The organism is Paenibacillus sp. FSL R5-0636 (assembly GCF_037974255.1).
GTDB lineage: Bacteria > Bacillota > Bacilli > Paenibacillales > Paenibacillaceae > Paenibacillus_AQ > Paenibacillus_AQ odorifer.
This window is the reverse complement of the sequence record NZ_CP150232.1, coordinates 735,379-750,676: the sequence shown is the minus strand read 5'-3', so window position 1 is coordinate 750,676 and position 15,298 is coordinate 735,379. Positions and strand designations below refer to the sequence as shown.

Annotated in this window: 11 protein-coding genes, 2 rRNA genes and 1 riboswitch; of the genes, 1 reads left to right on the top strand and 12 read right to left on the bottom strand. The window is 47.5% G+C overall.

From position 1 onward, the window contains the following. Positions 1-74: 74 nt before the first annotated feature. The 7 genes from purB to MKX34_RS03270 all read right to left on the bottom strand — a co-directional run bounded on the left by purB (position 75) and on the right by MKX34_RS03270 (position 8,081). Positions 75-1,370 carry an adenylosuccinate lyase gene (gene purB / locus MKX34_RS03300; protein WP_036680917.1) on the bottom strand — a complete coding sequence of 432 codons (1,296 nt, stop codon included), beginning with the start codon at positions 1,368-1,370 and terminating at the stop codon, positions 75-77. Between the two features lie 5 nt (positions 1,371-1,375). Continuing rightward, positions 1,376-2,608, bottom strand: a complete 1,233-nt coding sequence (gene purK, locus MKX34_RS03295) for a 5-(carboxyamino)imidazole ribonucleotide synthase (protein ID WP_051491162.1) — start codon at positions 2,606-2,608, stop codon at positions 1,376-1,378. Beyond that, complete coding sequence (gene purE, locus MKX34_RS03290) at positions 2,605-3,090, bottom strand: 5-(carboxyamino)imidazole ribonucleotide mutase (protein WP_038568659.1); 486 nt, start codon at positions 3,088-3,090, stop codon at positions 2,605-2,607. The genes purK and purE overlap by 4 nt, the downstream gene beginning before the upstream one ends. 305 nt (positions 3,091-3,395) lie before the next feature. Next, positions 3,396-3,497: riboswitch (purine riboswitch) on the bottom strand. Positions 3,498-3,730: 233 nt separating this feature from the next. Further along, entirely contained in the window at positions 3,731-4,165 is a 435-nt protein-coding gene (locus tag MKX34_RS03285) for a universal stress protein (protein ID WP_036680923.1), read from the bottom strand. Between the two features lie 40 nt (positions 4,166-4,205). Continuing rightward, a complete protein-coding gene (locus MKX34_RS03280; RefSeq protein ID WP_036680925.1) occupies positions 4,206-4,469 on the bottom strand; it encodes a DUF1294 domain-containing protein in 264 nt (87 codons plus the stop codon). A gap of 91 nt (positions 4,470-4,560) precedes the next feature. Beyond that, positions 4,561-5,784: an MFS transporter gene (locus MKX34_RS03275; RefSeq protein WP_052096757.1), complete on the bottom strand. Its 1,224-nt coding sequence runs from the start codon at positions 5,782-5,784 to the stop codon at positions 4,561-4,563. 161 nt (positions 5,785-5,945) lie between these two features. After that, positions 5,946-8,081, bottom strand: coding sequence for a DNA topoisomerase 3 (locus MKX34_RS03270; protein WP_076104165.1), 2,136 nt, complete (start codon positions 8,079-8,081; stop codon positions 5,946-5,948). A gap of 127 nt (positions 8,082-8,208) precedes the next feature. On the opposite strand from MKX34_RS03270, the gene tsaA reads away from it, so the two are divergent. After that, on the top strand, positions 8,209-8,655 hold the full coding sequence (gene tsaA / locus MKX34_RS03265; RefSeq protein WP_076104166.1) for a tRNA (N6-threonylcarbamoyladenosine(37)-N6)-methyltransferase TrmO: 447 nt from the start codon (positions 8,209-8,211) through the stop codon (positions 8,653-8,655). Between the two features lie 359 nt (positions 8,656-9,014). Here tsaA and MKX34_RS03260 read toward each other — a convergent pair whose 3' ends face one another. From MKX34_RS03260 to MKX34_RS03240, 5 genes are all read right to left on the bottom strand, one after another. Next, on the bottom strand, positions 9,015-10,202 hold the full coding sequence (locus tag MKX34_RS03260) for a DUF4179 domain-containing protein (RefSeq protein WP_038568651.1): 1,188 nt from the start codon (positions 10,200-10,202) through the stop codon (positions 9,015-9,017). Further along, positions 10,177-10,737 (bottom strand): RNA polymerase sigma factor, encoded by a 561-nt coding sequence (locus MKX34_RS03255; protein ID WP_249267792.1) that lies wholly within the window; start codon positions 10,735-10,737, stop codon positions 10,177-10,179. The genes MKX34_RS03260 and MKX34_RS03255 overlap by 26 nt, the downstream gene beginning before the upstream one ends. A 211-nt stretch (positions 10,738-10,948) precedes the next feature. Then, positions 10,949-11,713, bottom strand: coding sequence for an acyl-ACP thioesterase domain-containing protein (locus MKX34_RS03250; protein WP_076297331.1), 765 nt, complete (start codon positions 11,711-11,713; stop codon positions 10,949-10,951). Positions 11,714-11,951: 238 nt separating this feature from the next. Further along, a 5S ribosomal RNA gene (gene rrf / locus MKX34_RS03245) occupies positions 11,952-12,068 on the bottom strand. 128 nt (positions 12,069-12,196) lie between these two features. Continuing rightward, positions 12,197-15,118 (bottom strand): 23S ribosomal RNA (locus MKX34_RS03240). Positions 15,119-15,298: the final 180 nt, after the last annotated feature.

Here is a 15,298-nt window from a genome sequence, read left to right as displayed (position 1 = left end):
TGCATTTCAATTCTGCACAACATTAACCGCTCGTACTATTCCTAGCTCCTTAGTTCACCACTAACTTATCTTTTTTAGATAAGTTCTAGCTTGCGGAAGATGGTATCCACATGCTTAAGGTGCCAAGAAGGGTTAAATGCATCTTCAATCTCTTCTGGGGTGAGGACATTAGTGATTTCAGGTGTAGCTTCCACGATATCACGGAACTGCTTTTGCTCTTCCCAAGCTTGCATCGCACGTGGTTGAACGGTATCGTACGCTTGCTCGCGGCTGAAGCCTTTATCAATCAGCTTGGTTAAGATCCGGCCAGAGAAAGGAACGCCGAAGGTACGGTTCATGTTACGCTTCATATTCTCTGGGAATACAGTCAGGTTCTTCACGATGTTTCCGAAACGGTTCAGCATGTAGTTCAGCAGCATCGTTGCATCCGGAAGGATGATACGCTCCACTGAAGAGTGCGAGATATCGCGTTCATGCCAGAGCGGCACGTTCTCATAAGCTGTAACCATATGTCCGCGAATCACGCGGGACAGACCGGAAATATTCTCGCAGCCAATAGGATTCCGTTTATGCGGCATAGCAGATGAACCCTTTTGACCTTTGGCAAAAGCTTCTTCTACTTCGCGAATCTCACTCTTTTGCAGAGCGCGGATTTCGGTAGCGAATTTGTCTAGCGAGGTTGCTACCAGAGCAAGAGCTGCCATATACTCAGCGTGACGGTCGCGCTGTAGAGTTTGTGTCGAGATCGGTGCAGGGCTTGTACCCAGCTTACGGCAGACAAATTCTTCTACGAATGGATCAATGTTGGCATACGTACCAACGGCTCCGGAGATTTTGCCAAATTGCACACCGTTCGCAGCATGGCGGAAACGCTCCAGGTTACGTTTCATTTCTTCGTACCACAATGCCATTTTCAGACCAAAAGTAGTTGGCTCAGCATGAACCCCATGAGTACGGCCCATCATCGGTGTATCTTTATAAGCAATAGCTTTATCTTTAAGGATCTCAATAAAGTTGATGATATCCTTCTCTAGAATCTCATTCGCTTGACGCAGCAAGTAACCCAGTGCTGTATCCACCACATCTGTGGAAGTAAGGCCGTAGTGTACCCATTTGCGTTCTGCGCCAAGGCTTTCGGAAACCGCACGTGTAAAGGCAATTACGTCATGACGTGTTTCCTGTTCGATTTCATCAATACGTGCGATGTCGAATTTAGCATCCTTACGCAGCTTAGCAGCGTCTTCATGTGGGATGACTCCCAGCTCCGCCCATGCTTCACAAGCGCATATTTCCACTTCCAGCCACGCTTTGAATTTATTCTCCTCAGTCCAAATGGCCCGCATCTCGGGTCTGCTGTAACGTTCGATCATATTCTTTAGTTCCTCCAAAGTTTAGATTGCTCCACCCAGGATAGGCCGTCTCCGGTATCCTTGCACAGCAGATTGATATGACCCATCTTACGACCAGTCTTACTCTCAGTCTTGCCATATATATGAAGCTTAGGTACAATACCCAGCTTATTATCTTTTTCCTCATGTGTACAGGTCGCTTTAATAGCACCATCCAAATGCTGACCTAATACATTTACCATAACTACAGGTGTCAAAAGCGTTGTATCGCCCAGCGGCAGATTACAAATCGCCCGGACATGCTGCTCGAACTGTGAGGTCACGCAAGCATCCATGGTGTAATGGCCGGAATTATGCGGCCTTGGTGCCAGCTCATTGACGAACAATTCACCGTCCGCTGTGACGAACATTTCCACGGCAAGCAGTCCAACCGCATTCAGCCCTGCGATTAAAGTCTCAGCCAGCTCGCAAGCTCTGCGCTGAATGTCTGCTGACACTCTTGCAGGTACAATGGACAGATGCAAAATATTATTTACATGAATGTTCTCAGAAGGCGGGAAGCTTTTGACCTCCCCAGATGCACTGCGTGCAGCAACAACGGATATTTCGCATTGAAAAGCTACAAACTTCTCAAGCACCAGCTCCGGAATCACCTCACCGGGTGCAACCTGCCGGAAAGCTTCTTCCAGCTCTTCTTCCTGACGAATCACAGCTTGACCCTTGCCGTCATAACCGCCTGTGGCTGTCTTGAGCACACAAGGTAGTCCAAGTTCAGCCGCCGCCTGTTTTAGCTCCGCAAGGCTGTCCACCTTCCGGTACGGGGCGACCGGAACGCCCGCCGCCTCGATGGCGGCTTTTTCGCGCAGCCGATGCTGCGTGGTATACAGCAGCGCGCTGCCCTGCGGCACGTACGATTCCTCCGCCAGCAGCGCGGCTACGCCCGCGTCGACGTTCTCGAACTCGTACGTGATGACGTCCGCGCGGCGGGCCAGCTCCCGCGCCGCGTCCCGGTCGTTATACGCCGCCGTGATCTGCGGCGTAACTTGACCGCTAGGCGCATCCGGCGCAGGATCCAGCGCCACGAAGCGGTACCCCATGGCGCTGCCGGCCAGCGCCATCATGCGCCCGAGCTGCCCGCCGCCGAGCACGCCGACGGTCGAGCCGGGCAGCAGCGTCCGGACGGTGTCCGCACCGGACGCTTGTGCGGCTGGCGAAGCTGCGCCGCCAGCCTCCTGCAGCTTCAGCTCCTCCGGTCTCATAAGCTGTCGCTGCTTTCCAATACTTCATCGCGGATCGCATCCCGACGCAGCTGCACACGCTGCTGCACTTCAGGGTCGAACGCTCCGATGATCTGTGCGGCCAGCAGGCCTGCATTTACAGCGCCTGCCTTACCAATAGCTACCGTTGCTACCGGTATGCCTCCAGGCATCTGCACGATGGAGAGCAGCGAATCCAGCCCATTAAGTGCTTTTGACTGCACTGGCACTCCAATCACTGGCAGGATTGTCTTTGCAGCCACCATACCCGGCAAATGCGCGGCGCCGCCTGCTCCTGCAATAATCACGCGAATGCCGCGGCCTGCGGCTTCCTCCGCATAGCGGAACATCAGGTCCGGTGTACGGTGCGCGGATACTACCTTCTTCTCATAAGACAATCCCAGCTCTTCCAGCACCCTACAAGCGTGCTCCATCGTATCCCAATCCGACTTACTACCCATGATGACAGCTACCTGCACAGACATGATTCGACCTACCTTCCAATCACTAGTATGAGATATCTTTATCTTGTAAATCCGAACAAGCAGAGACTACATTCTCGTCCTTCAGGGATGACTATCGTTTTCCTTAATAATATAAGGTTGATATATTACGTGTAACTTATTCCTTATATTAAAAAAGCCCGATGTCCAGACGCATTTTGCTGCGGGAGGATCGGACTAGTAAAGGAATTAGGAAAAAACACTCCCGCTTGCCTCTTACCAAACTGGCATTAAGCGCGGAAAGCTGCACAATGCATCACTCCATTATATGGACTGAACTATCGCATTCTAGCATCCTATTTCCTCGTAGTCCGGTAATTTACGGTTCCCGGGTAGAAACTTCCGGGCCATATTCCCGGTTTTATACGAGCTCTTCATGACATCAGTTTAACAATCCCCTACACATGATGTCAACTCAAACACGAACATTGGTAAAAACACCATAATAAATGTTCGCTTTTGGACGAATTTAAATTCTCAACAACCTTTTATTTTGTCAAGAAAGACTTCTTTCCGTACACTCCTAGCTCTAACACTCTATGTTGTTTAAGCTCCAGAATACGACCTATACTTCCTTAAATTGAAAAAAAGGAACGCTATCAGCGTCCCTTTGAACTCTATATTATTTTACAACCAGCACTGGAATACGAGCGCTTTGTACTACATTATGGCTGACACTGCCCAGAACAAATTCACGTATACCGCCAAGCCCGCGGCTGCCGATAACTATGATGTCTATAGCATTTTCCTTAGCATATTTCAAAATCACTTCCGCAGGAGATCCTTGTAAAAGCTCAACCTCAGCATTCAGGCCTTCAGCCTCAAGGCGTCCCTTCACTTCTTCGGTAGTCTGCACTGCCAAATCATAATATTCTTTATTTACTGAAGCTGGTAGAGGTGCAAGAGCTTCTCCGATAAAAAATCTTGGGAATTCAAATGCGTGTACGACATGCAATATAGAACCTGGTGTGACTTTAGCGAGTTCAATTGCGCGCTCCAATGCTTGATTAGAAGCCTTTGAACCGTCATAGGCTAGCAAAATTTTAGAGAATAACATGTACGCCACCTCTTTTTCTAGTTTGTAATCCTAAAGACTATTATCTTAAAAAATAGCTGTACAAAAAGATATTCAGCAGCAGCAGAAGCGGAATTCCGATCCTGAAGGATGTATGACGCGTCTTGTGGCGCTTACGGTACATGGCAATCAGCACACCTAGTGCGCCGCCCATGGCTGCCAGCAGAAAAAGTGTTTTCTCAGGTACACGTTCCCGCCTTTTGCGGGCTTTGTTCTTGTCCTCGGACATCACTACATACCCGATAATATTAATTACCACAAACCACAACATTACAACCTTGACCATTCTCCCGGGCTCCTCCTCCTTGCTTCCTATCTCTATTATATTCCCCTTTTGCACAAAAAACCAATCATCCTTACACGCTCTGCCAAGTCTGTTAAGTTTCTTTTAGCTGCTTCTGCTTCGTATCCTTCATCCATACCCAGGATAAAATTGTAGCCAACGCCGCCGCAATCCCACCTAACCAGAATCCTCCGGTCAAGCCATATACAGAGCTCATCCAACCTGCTACAAATGGCCCTGCTGACATCCCTATCGCATAAACGGCCTGATAGAACCCCATAGCTGTAGCCCGTTTAAAGGGATCTATTTCTGATACGGATTTACTCAACAGCAGCGGAAAAATAAGTCCCTGCATAAAACCATTCCCCACCTGAGTCAGACAAAGCGCCGCTAATGTCGGCATAGAAGGAATGAGCAGCGTAAACAGTGCGCTTCCCGCAAAGCCTAGCATAAGCTTCCCTCTATCACCCAGTAGCCCTCCAAACAGACGTGAACCGTAGAGTGTTGCGATGGCATGCGGAATCATAAAAGCGAGTGTTAGCCAGCCCAAACTTTCTTTGCTTGCTCCGATATTCAGCGCCTGGTTCGGAGTATATCCGAACATCGTTATAAATAGCACACAGTGCGCCAGCACAGACAACAGCGAGACTTTTACCAGCAGAGGTTCCTTTACGACACCAGCCAGCTCCTTGATCTGTATGGCATTTTGCCGTTTTTCCTGCTTTTGTTCCGGTAACCGAAGCGCAAGAATTAGTGCCGCAATAGCTACAATTCCACCAATCAGGAAGGGGGCATTCCAGCCCCAATGCTCTACCATATAGCCGCTGATCATCATGCTGGTCAATTGGGCGATTACTGTAGTAAATTGCAGCATGCCCATCGCTTTTCCAGCTTCCTCTTTTGGAAAATATCCTGCGAACATCACAGAGTACACAACCCATGCCGATGCTGCTATCCCGGATACCGCACGTGCTGCCAACGCCCAACCCGGCTGTGCTCCCCACATAAAAAGAAAACAGCTGACTCCACTCGCAATCAATCCCAGATAGATAAACGGCCGCCGCCTATTTAAATAATCTGAACCGATGCCAATGGGTATACGGAATAGGATCTGCATTAACCCATATATCCCAAGCACCATACCCACCATAAAATACGATGATCCCAAATGCTCAACATATGGTGAAAGCACCGGCACATAAATATAAGAAGAGAACCAAAACATAAATACAATAACCAAAAAGAAAAACCTGCTGCTTCCTTGCCCCTGTGGGCGATCTGCCGCTTTCAACGGATTCGCCTGCTGCTCAGCTGCCACCTAATCACCTGCTCCACTCATTTGCTTACCATTCTAATTCAAAGCCTATCCGTAGACCACATAAACTTACTAGGATATAAAAAAGACTACTGAGCACACTCAGCAGCCTTCATTATTCTAATCATTCGTTTTAATTGAAGCTAACCATCCGATGATTCCTACTACTTATCCTTCTTTTGTCCTTCAAGCGCTGCTTTCAGCAGTTCCCCAAGGTTAGAACCAATGCTTTCCTGCTTACTGTATTGCTGCACCAGCTTTTGCTGTTCACGTTTATTAACATGTTTGTGATCCTTATCTAAGGTCTCTGTGATTCCACAGCCTAGACATTGTACGAACATGCCTGCTTTACCCTCTTTAAGCTCCATTTTCTTATGGCACTGTGGGCAGCGGCGATTCGATAATCTTTTCTCACCTGCACGGGTGTAACCACAGTTATCTGCAGGACATACCAGCAGCTTCCCTCGTTTGCTCTTCTTCTCGAGTAGTCTTGTACCGCATTCCGGACAATGGCTGTTAGAGACATTATGCGGCTTATATTCTGCTCCGCTAGTTTTCACACCTGTTACCAATTCCTGTGCCATACTGCGGATACCTTGTAAAAAGAGCTCCGGTTTGCCTTGACCACGCGCTATTTTCTCCAGCTCAGCTTCCCAACGTGCGGTTAGATCCGGGGTACGTAGCTGAGTGGATACCAGCTCGATTAACTGCTTACCTTTTCCTGTCGGATGCAGGAGATTACCTTGCCGCTCAATCGTATCGGAGCTTACCAGCTTCTCAATAATATCCGCGCGGGTAGCCGGGGTTCCGAGGCCGTGTTTCTCCATTTGCGTCAACAGCGAAGCTTCATTATAACGCTTCGGTGGCTGCGTTCGGCCAGCACGCACCATACAGCGGCTAATCGTGACAGCAGCCCCTTCGCGCAGCTCAGGCAGCTTTACACTGCCCGCTGCCGGCTCGTCCACAGATTCCTCCTCGTCATCACTACTCATATCTCCGCCGTATACTTCGCGCCAACCGGCATCTTTAACCGTCGTCCCTTTGACATGAAAATTTTCGCCTTCTACATTGACGGTTACAGCTACCGCATCATAACGAGCTGGCGGATAGAACAAGCTTATAAAACGCCGCACAATCAGATCATACAACTTACGTTCCTCAGTACTCAGACCATTTAACAATACGGTCTGTTCTGTAGGAATAATAGCATGGTGATCACTGACTTTACTATCATCCACGATTCGTTTCGTAATCGGCAGCTGCTTGCGCAGCAATGGACGTGCTAACGCTGCATATGGACCGACCGCAACACTATCCAGTCTTTCCTTGAGTGTGCCCGTCATATCTGAAGTTAAGTAACGACTGTCCGTACGCGGGTATGTGACAAGTTTATGCTGCTCATATAACCGCTGCAGCACACTGGAGGTCTGCTTCGCGGAGAAGCCGAACTTCCGGTTCGCATCACGCTGCAGTTCAGTCAGATCATAAGCCAGTGGATGAGGTTCACTTTTCTCACTCTTCTGTACCTTAATAATACGGCCGCTGCGTCCTGTAAGCTTATCCTTTAAGCTGGCTGTCTTATCCTTTTCGAATATCCGGCCATCACCGTTACTGGCCCGCCATGCCGCTTGGAAATCCCCAAAATCAGCAGTCAGCGTCTCAAAATCGACGGAACGGAAACCCGTAATCTCCTGTTCACGATCCATGATCATCCCTAATGTCGGCGTTTGTACCCGTCCTGCTGAGAGCGGCGAACCGAACTTACAGGTCAAAGCTCTCGTGACATTCAGTCCAATCATCCAATCCGCCTCTGCGCGGCAACGTGCAGATTCATACAACCGATCAAATTCCCGACCCGGACGGAGTTTTGCAAATCCCTCTTTAATTGCCTTATCAGTCTGCGAGGATATCCATAACCGCTGGAATGGCTTTTTCCATCCTGCCATATTCATAATCCAGCGAGCCAGCAGCTCCCCTTCACGGGCAGCATCTGTAGCAACAATAAGCTCCTCAATGTCCTGACGTTTCATTAGATGCTGGACAGCTTTGTATTGCTGGTTGGTCTCCCGCAGCACCTTCAGCTTGGTCTTCTCCGGCAAAATCGGCAGATCCTCCAAGGCCCAAGTTGCAAACTTTTTATTATAATCCTCAGGCTCTGCCAGGCCGACCAAATGACCAAGCGCCCAGGTAACCACATATTTTGGACCTTCAATATAACTCTTCTGTTTATTATTACATCCCATGACCCGTGCAATCTCGCGTGCAACAGACGGCTTCTCCGCCAATACTAGTGTCTTCATAATGCTCCCCTTTCCACATCAAATTTCATTATAGCATTAAATGAATGTTAGCAAATATCGTCAGGCTTTACCGTATGCCTCTGTTATACACTAGATCATATCTGATACCCGAAAGGAGTCATAGTCAATGTATGAACAAGAAAGCTATAATATAGTACCTATAGGATGGGTTAGAGGTACAGCACAAAATTTGCGGCTTGAAATCAACCCAGAATTCAGACCGGCGCTTAAAGGTTTATCTCAGTTTAGTCATTGCCAAGTGCTTTGGTGGCTGCATGAGTTTGCAGATGATCATTTCCGGCAGACTACACAGATTCAGCCTCCTTATGAGGCGACCTTAACTGGAGTATTTGCTTCCCGTTCCCCTATTCGCCCTAATCCAATTGGGCTTAGTGTAGCAGCAATCCTGTCCGTCGATGTAGACTCTGGAATAGTAGAGGTGGCCGGGCTTGATGCCTATCCGGGTACACCGGTTCTCGACATCAAAGCCTATTTTCCTAGTGCAGATCGCGTAATGGAAGTGACCGTTCCCGATTGGGCTGCTGCTTGGGGCGACTGGACAGCAAATAATTGAAGTAATACGTTATCTGAAATTCATCCATAAAGGCCGCTCTTGTGATATCCCTTCTACCTATAAATATATCTACGGAATCTGGCTGCCGAAAACAGAATACAGGATGTCCATTCCATTTGAATTGGAATATTATGGCGAATTGTACCTTGGACCAGATAACGAAAACTCGGTGAGTGAAATTTATATTCCATTAGAATTTTTACAAGAAGAGACCACGTTGTCGTCTTTTATAGATGACAACCGGTTCTTTTAGAAATATAAAGATGTTATAGTTGTGTAGCTTATAAATTCTTCTCTTTTAATAAAAAGTCCGTATCTGCTATGCAGACACGGACTTTTTTTGCTTATGGGATTAACAGTTACTTTAGCTCCACCTGAATCGTTTGTTCAAGCTCCGGATAATAATGTTTAACTTGTTTTCCCTCTTCATCCCTTAATGCTTTATGATTTTCATCGATGGAGTAAGTAAACGGCTTAACTGTAATTGTCTTTGGTGTTTGCGCGAACGGTATGAAATCTTTGTCTACCAAAGGATAGACTATAGCTGGCAAGTTAAATGACCCGCCCGATGAGAACGCATTGCCTAGTTCATCAACAATTTCATAGAACATTTCAGAGGTTGTGTATCCATCCTTTTCTTTCACAGTTGGCGCTTTACCTTCTTCGCTGAGCTGTAATCTGCTTGTGGCTGGAGTTAATTCCAGCTTGGTAATCGTATAACTGAATTCTTCTGCCTCTTTTGTTTGGTTCAGATCAAGCTTGATAATTCCTTCCGTTACTTTTTTCACCGGCACCTTGATTACAAAAGGCTCTGCAATTTGTGTAACCGGCACACTGATGCTTAATTCAAATTCATCCCCCAAAGCCTCTATATTATTTAGATTTCTGTAATCGTATAAAATAGCATTCTTTTTTCCCTCAACATCACCAAAAGATGACATTTGGCTCTCCAGTTTTTTCCCATTCGGCAATTTCACTTCTGCTGAACCCAACAACCCTTTTTCGGACTGGTTCATTGTCACTTTCGCATGTTGTTCTGTTAGCGATGGATCGAACTCAATCGGTTCAATAATCATCTCAGCCATCATCTTATCATTATCAATGCCTTCCCGTTCAATCGCAAATGCCAACCGCGAGCCGTCATAATAGGCATCGGTAACCTTTAAGGTCACTCCATCATGAGTAACGCTTTGGTTAGGGGCAGTAGATAATCCTTTTTCCTCAGCAGCATTTAGACCTTTATCGTCAATTCCCTTGAAAATACTTCCTACAACAGGAATCTGCTTCAACGTTTCAGCCATGACCGGGGATACAAATCCGCTACCGATTATGCCCGCACCCAACACTGCTGCTGCCGAGGCAGCCACCAATGATTTTTTCAGGAACTTATTTCCATTCTTTCTTGACGCTCGTTTTTCCATTCCCTCGTCTCCTATTCGCTTCATAATTGAATCGCTGAAACTGTCTACCGGCATTTCATAATTTTGGAATGTTTGACGAATGTGCTCCATCTTCTGACTTTCAGTTGGATCTTGCCATTTCTCCATGAGGGCTGCCTCCTTCATTCATTCTTTGCCGGACTAACTTTTTGCGTAGACGTTCAAATTTTTTGCGTAAAGTAGCTGAATTACAATCCATAATCTGACCCATTTCTTCAAAACTGTATTGCTCAACCACCTTAAGAATCAAAAGATTGCTCTCTTCGGCTGTCAGGTCATCCATAAATAACTTCTGCAATGGCTCCTCATCGTTAGGATTATAATAGGCTTTGGGCTGCTGCTCTTTATATAGCGACAACAGACGCTTTCTTCGCTTGCGTTTGCGAACCTGATCCAGACAATGATGATAGGCCACTTTATACAGCCATGCACTAAAAGAGACTCGTTTCTCATAACGTCTGAGTTCCTGATACACTTTTACAAATATATCTTGCACAGCATCCTCTGCTTCTTCATGACTTCTCAAAATATAATAGCAATACGTATAAATCTTTCTTTCATAGGCTTGTATTATAGTTCTATAGGCTTCGCGGTTACCCGCAAGAACCTGATCGATAGCCTCTTCAATTATTGTTTGATTCACTTGGACCCCGGGGCTGCGACGTTCCAAAGAATCACCTCCTTGTTATTGACTACAACTATATAACGAATGTGATCCCTTTAATTGTGACAGGCTCAAAAAATTTTTCCAAATATGTTAGAAACATTATCCGTTTTTCAATAAAAAAAGCGACTGCCCCGATTGAAGTTCGGAGAAATCGCTTTTATAATAATATTCCATATTTATAAATTAATTACTCATTCGTACTATTTGACACTTTTAACGCTATACATGCTTCAAAATACACAGTATCACTATTCTGACCGCGTACATATATACCATCATCCGTTACAGCTGAACGTAAAATAGTCAGTTCATCCCCAAACTTAGCTTCTTGTAGATAAGTAATCCGGAAGCGTGTGAACTCTGCATTATCCCATTCCGCTAAAGTGAGCGCATCACAACATAAATCCCCGTATCGGGCATTATTCAAATGTCCGTTGCTATCCAGCCCACTATATCTTACCTGATACCGATAAGCTTCTTCCATAGTAATATCAGAAGGGATCGTTACCTTAACAGGCATATCGCCTACTGAATCGCCATTATAGTGCTTAACCTGAACTGGAAGGGCATTCGGTCTGAGTATCTTTCTCTTCTCAATATCTACTAAAGCCCATATGGATCGTGTTGTGGCGATTTCTATATGATCTGCATCGAAAATACGATAATCCCGTTGCCATAAAGCCCCTTTAGTACCTTTACTCCAGGTATGTACGCTAAGCACATCATTTGGGCGGGGAATACGCTTAAAATCAAGATCTAACGTAATCATCATCCAGCCCATTCCTGCATTCAGAATCTCTTCCACACTTATCCCCAAATTACCCACTGCGAAGTCTGCCGCACATTGCATGATATCCAGAATAAAGGATAACTTACCCTGCGAACGATAATCCGTGTCGCTCGCATGTACAGAAAAATCTTCTATCCACACAAGATTGCTACTGTTGTTCATTGTTTATCCTCCTGCCATGCAAAATATCCTTGCATTTACTTGAAGTATCCACATATACCACTGCTCTATCCACATAAATTGGGGACTACTTTCATTTTTGAATATATTTTATTATTTCATCCACATGTTAGTAACTTTTATAATTTCGTTAATTCCCCATAACTTATCCACATTATTTAAATTAAGCGATAAAGGGAACAAAAAAGCCATTGTTGATAAATCAACAATGGCTTCGTGTGCTTGGCAACGTCCTACTCTCCCAGGACCCTTCGGTCCAAGTACCATCGGCGCTGGAGGGCTTAACGGTCGTGTTCGGGATGGGTACGCGTGGAACCCCTCCGCTATCGCCACCAAACATGCGTCTGTGAAACAGGCGCCGCCGCGTGAAATTCGGTTCATCACCAGAAGTGACAATGAATTTCTAAGCGCATTTCAGGCTTGATGCCTGAAAACTGAATCCGAAACGAATCTGCATTCTAAGTATAGGATAAGCCCTCGACCGATTAGTATTGGTCAGCTCCATGCATTGCTGCACTTCCACCTCCAACCTATCTACCTCGTCGTCTTCAAGGGTCTTACTAATTGGGAAATCTCATCTTGAGGGGGCTTCACGCTTAGATGCTTTCAGCGCTTATCCCGTCCGTACGTAGCTACCCAGCCATGCTCCTGGCGGAACAACTGGTGCACCAGCGGTGCGTCCATCCCGGTCCTCTCGTACTAAGGACAGCTCCTCTCAAATTTCCTGCGCCCACGACAGATAGGGACCGAACTGTCTCACGACGTTCTGAACCCAGCTCGCGTACCGCTTTAATGGGCGAACAGCCCAACCCTTGGGACCTACTTCAGCCCCAGGATGCGATGAGCCGACATCGAGGTGCCAAACCTCCCCGTCGATGTGGACTCTTGGGGGAGATAAGCCTGTTATCCCCAGGGTAGCTTTTATCCGTTGAGCGATGGCCCTTCCATGCGGTACCACCGGATCACTAAGTCCGACTTTCGTCCCTGCTCGACTTGTAGGTCTCGCAGTCTAGCTCCCTTATGCCTTTGCACTCTGCGAATGATTTCCAACCATTCTGAGGGAACCTTGGAACGCCTCCGTTACTCTTTAGGAGGCGACCGCCCCAGTCAAACTGCCCGCCTGACACGGTCCCCGTACCCGGTAAGGGTACTAGGTTAGAACCTAGATACGATCAGGGTGGTATCCCAACGGCGCCTCCACCGAAGCTTGCGCTCCGATTTCTACGGCTCCACCTATCCTGTACAGATCGTACCCAAATTCAATATCAAGCTGCAGTAAAGCTCCATGGGTCTTTCCGTCTTGTCGCGGGTAACCTGCATCTTCACAGGTATTAAAATTTCACCGGATCTCTCGTTGAGACAGCGCCCAAGTCGTTACGCCATTCGTGCGGGTCAGAATTTACCTGACAAGGAATTTCGCTACCTTAGGACCGTTATAGTTACGGCCGCCGTTTACTGGGGCTTCGGTTCATAGCTTCGGGTTACCCCTAACCACTCCCCTTAACCTTCCAGCACCGGGCAGGCGTCAGCCCGTATACTTCGCCTTGCGGCTTCGCACAGACCTGTGTTTTTGCTAAACAGTCGCTTGGGCTCTTTTCACTGCGGCCCCCTCGTGCTATTCACACTACCGGGGCACCCCTTCTCCCGAAGTTACGGGGTCATTTTGCCGAGTTCCTTAACGAGAGTTCTTCCGCGCGCCTTAGAATTCTCTTCTCGCCTACCTGTGTCGGTTTGCGGTACGGGCACCTTCTCCTGGCTAGAGGCTTTTCTTGGCAGTGTGAGATCATGACCTTCGCTACTATAATTTTCGCTCCCCATCACAGCCCAGCCTTATCGATGTGCGGATTTGCCTACACATCAGCCTCACTGCTTAGACGGACATCCATCAGTCCGCGTCACTACCCTCCTGCGTCACCCCATCGCTCATAGCGGATTACGGTGGTACAGTAATTTCAAACTGTTGTCCTTCGACTACGCCTTTCGGCCTCGCCTTAGGTCCCGACTTACCCTGAGCGGACGAGCCTTCCTCAGGAAACCTTGGGCTTTCGGCGGATCAGATTCTCACTGATCTTTTCGTTACTCATACCGGCATTCTCACTTGTGTAGTGTCCAGCGCTCTTTTCAGTACACCTTCAACCCCTACACAACGCTCCCCTACCCCAGATACATAGTATCTAGCCATAGCTTCGGTGGTGTGTTTAGCCCCGTTACATTTTCGGCGCAGAGTCACTCGACCAGTGAGCTATTACGCACTCTTTCAATGGTGGCTGCTTCTAAGCCAACATCCTGGTTGTCTGTGCAACTCCACATCCTTTCCCACTTAACACACACTTGGGGACCTTAGCTGATGGTCTGGGCTGTTTCCCTTTTGACAATGGATCTTAGCACTCACTGTCTGACTCCCGGCAATAAGTATATGGCATTCGGAGTTTGACTGAGCTTGGTAATCCTTGCGGACCCCGCACCCAATCAGTGCTCTACCTCCACTACTCTTATACCGAGGCTAGCCCTAAAGCTATTTCGGGGAGAACCAGCTATCTCCGAGTTCGATTGGAATTTCTCCGCTACCCCACCTCATCCCCGCACTTTTCAACGTACGTGGGTTCGGGCCTCCAGTGCGTGTTACCGCACCTTCACCCTGGACAGGGGTAGATCACACGGTTTCGGGTCTACGTCCACATACTAAATCGCCCTATTCAGACTCGCTTTCGCTGCGGCTCCACCTTCTCGGCTTAACCTTGCATGTTAAACGTAACTCGCCGGTTCATTCTACAAAAGGCACGCCATCACCCATAGATCGGGCTCTGACTTTTTGTAAGCACACGGTTTCAGGTTCTATTTCACTCCCCTTCCGGGGTGCTTTTCACCTTTCCCTCACGGTACTGTTTCACTATCGGTCGCCAGGTAGTATTTAGCCTTAGCAGATGGTCCTGCTGGATTCATACGGGGTTTCACGTGCCCCGCACTACTCGGGATCCGTCTCGGAGAGAATACAGTTTAGGTTACAGGGCTTTTACCTCTATCGCGGGCCTTTCCAGACCTCTTCACCTACCATATTCCTTTGTAACTCCATGTGAGACGTCCCACAACCCCTAAGAGCAAGCTCTTAGGTTTAGGCTGTTCCGCGTTCGCTCGCCGCTACTGACGGAATCACTATTGTTTTCTCTTCCTCAGGGTACTTAGATGTTTCAGTTCCCCTGGTCTGCCTCTACACACCCTATGTATTCAGGTATGAGTAACTGCGAATTACCACAGCTGGGTTTCCCCATTCGGACACCCCCGGATCAAAGCTTGCTTACAGCTCCCCGAGGCAGTTTCGTTGTTCGCCACGTCCTTCGTCGGCTCCTGGCGCCTAGGCATCCTCCGTGTGCTCTTATTAGCTTAACCTTGATTCTTCCGAAGAAAAATCTCACTAATAACATTTACTTGTTTTCTAGTTGCTAAAAGATGTTCTAAAACGCAAATTCGTTTCGGTATCCAGTTTTTCAAGGATCAAGTCTTACTTGAGAGCTTAAACTCTCAAAACTGAGCAACGAGTGAGTAACAGGCCTAAACCTGAGTTTTGGA

Excerpts from the sequence above, each read along its gene's own strand:
- purB (WP_036680917.1), bottom strand. The coding sequence starts at position 1,370 with ATGATCGAACGTTACAGCAGACCCGAGATGCGGGCCATTTGGACTGAG.
- purK (WP_051491162.1), bottom strand. The coding sequence starts at position 2,608 with ATGAGACCGGAGGAGCTGAAGCTGCAGGAGGCTGGCGGCGCAGCTTCG.
- purE (WP_038568659.1), bottom strand. The coding sequence starts at position 3,090 with ATGTCTGTGCAGGTAGCTGTCATCATGGGTAGTAAGTCGGATTGGGAT.
- MKX34_RS03285 (WP_036680923.1), bottom strand. The coding sequence starts at position 4,165 with ATGTTATTCTCTAAAATTTTGCTAGCCTATGACGGTTCAAAGGCTTCT.
- MKX34_RS03280 (WP_036680925.1), bottom strand. The coding sequence starts at position 4,469 with ATGGTCAAGGTTGTAATGTTGTGGTTTGTGGTAATTAATATTATCGGG.
- MKX34_RS03270 (WP_076104165.1), bottom strand. The coding sequence starts at position 8,081 with ATGAAGACACTAGTATTGGCGGAGAAGCCGTCTGTTGCACGCGAGATT.
- tsaA (WP_076104166.1), top strand. The coding sequence starts at position 8,209 with ATGTATGAACAAGAAAGCTATAATATAGTACCTATAGGATGGGTTAGA.
- MKX34_RS03260 (WP_038568651.1), bottom strand. The coding sequence starts at position 10,202 with ATGGAGAAATGGCAAGATCCAACTGAAAGTCAGAAGATGGAGCACATT.
- MKX34_RS03250 (WP_076297331.1), bottom strand. The coding sequence starts at position 11,713 with ATGAACAACAGTAGCAATCTTGTGTGGATAGAAGATTTTTCTGTACAT.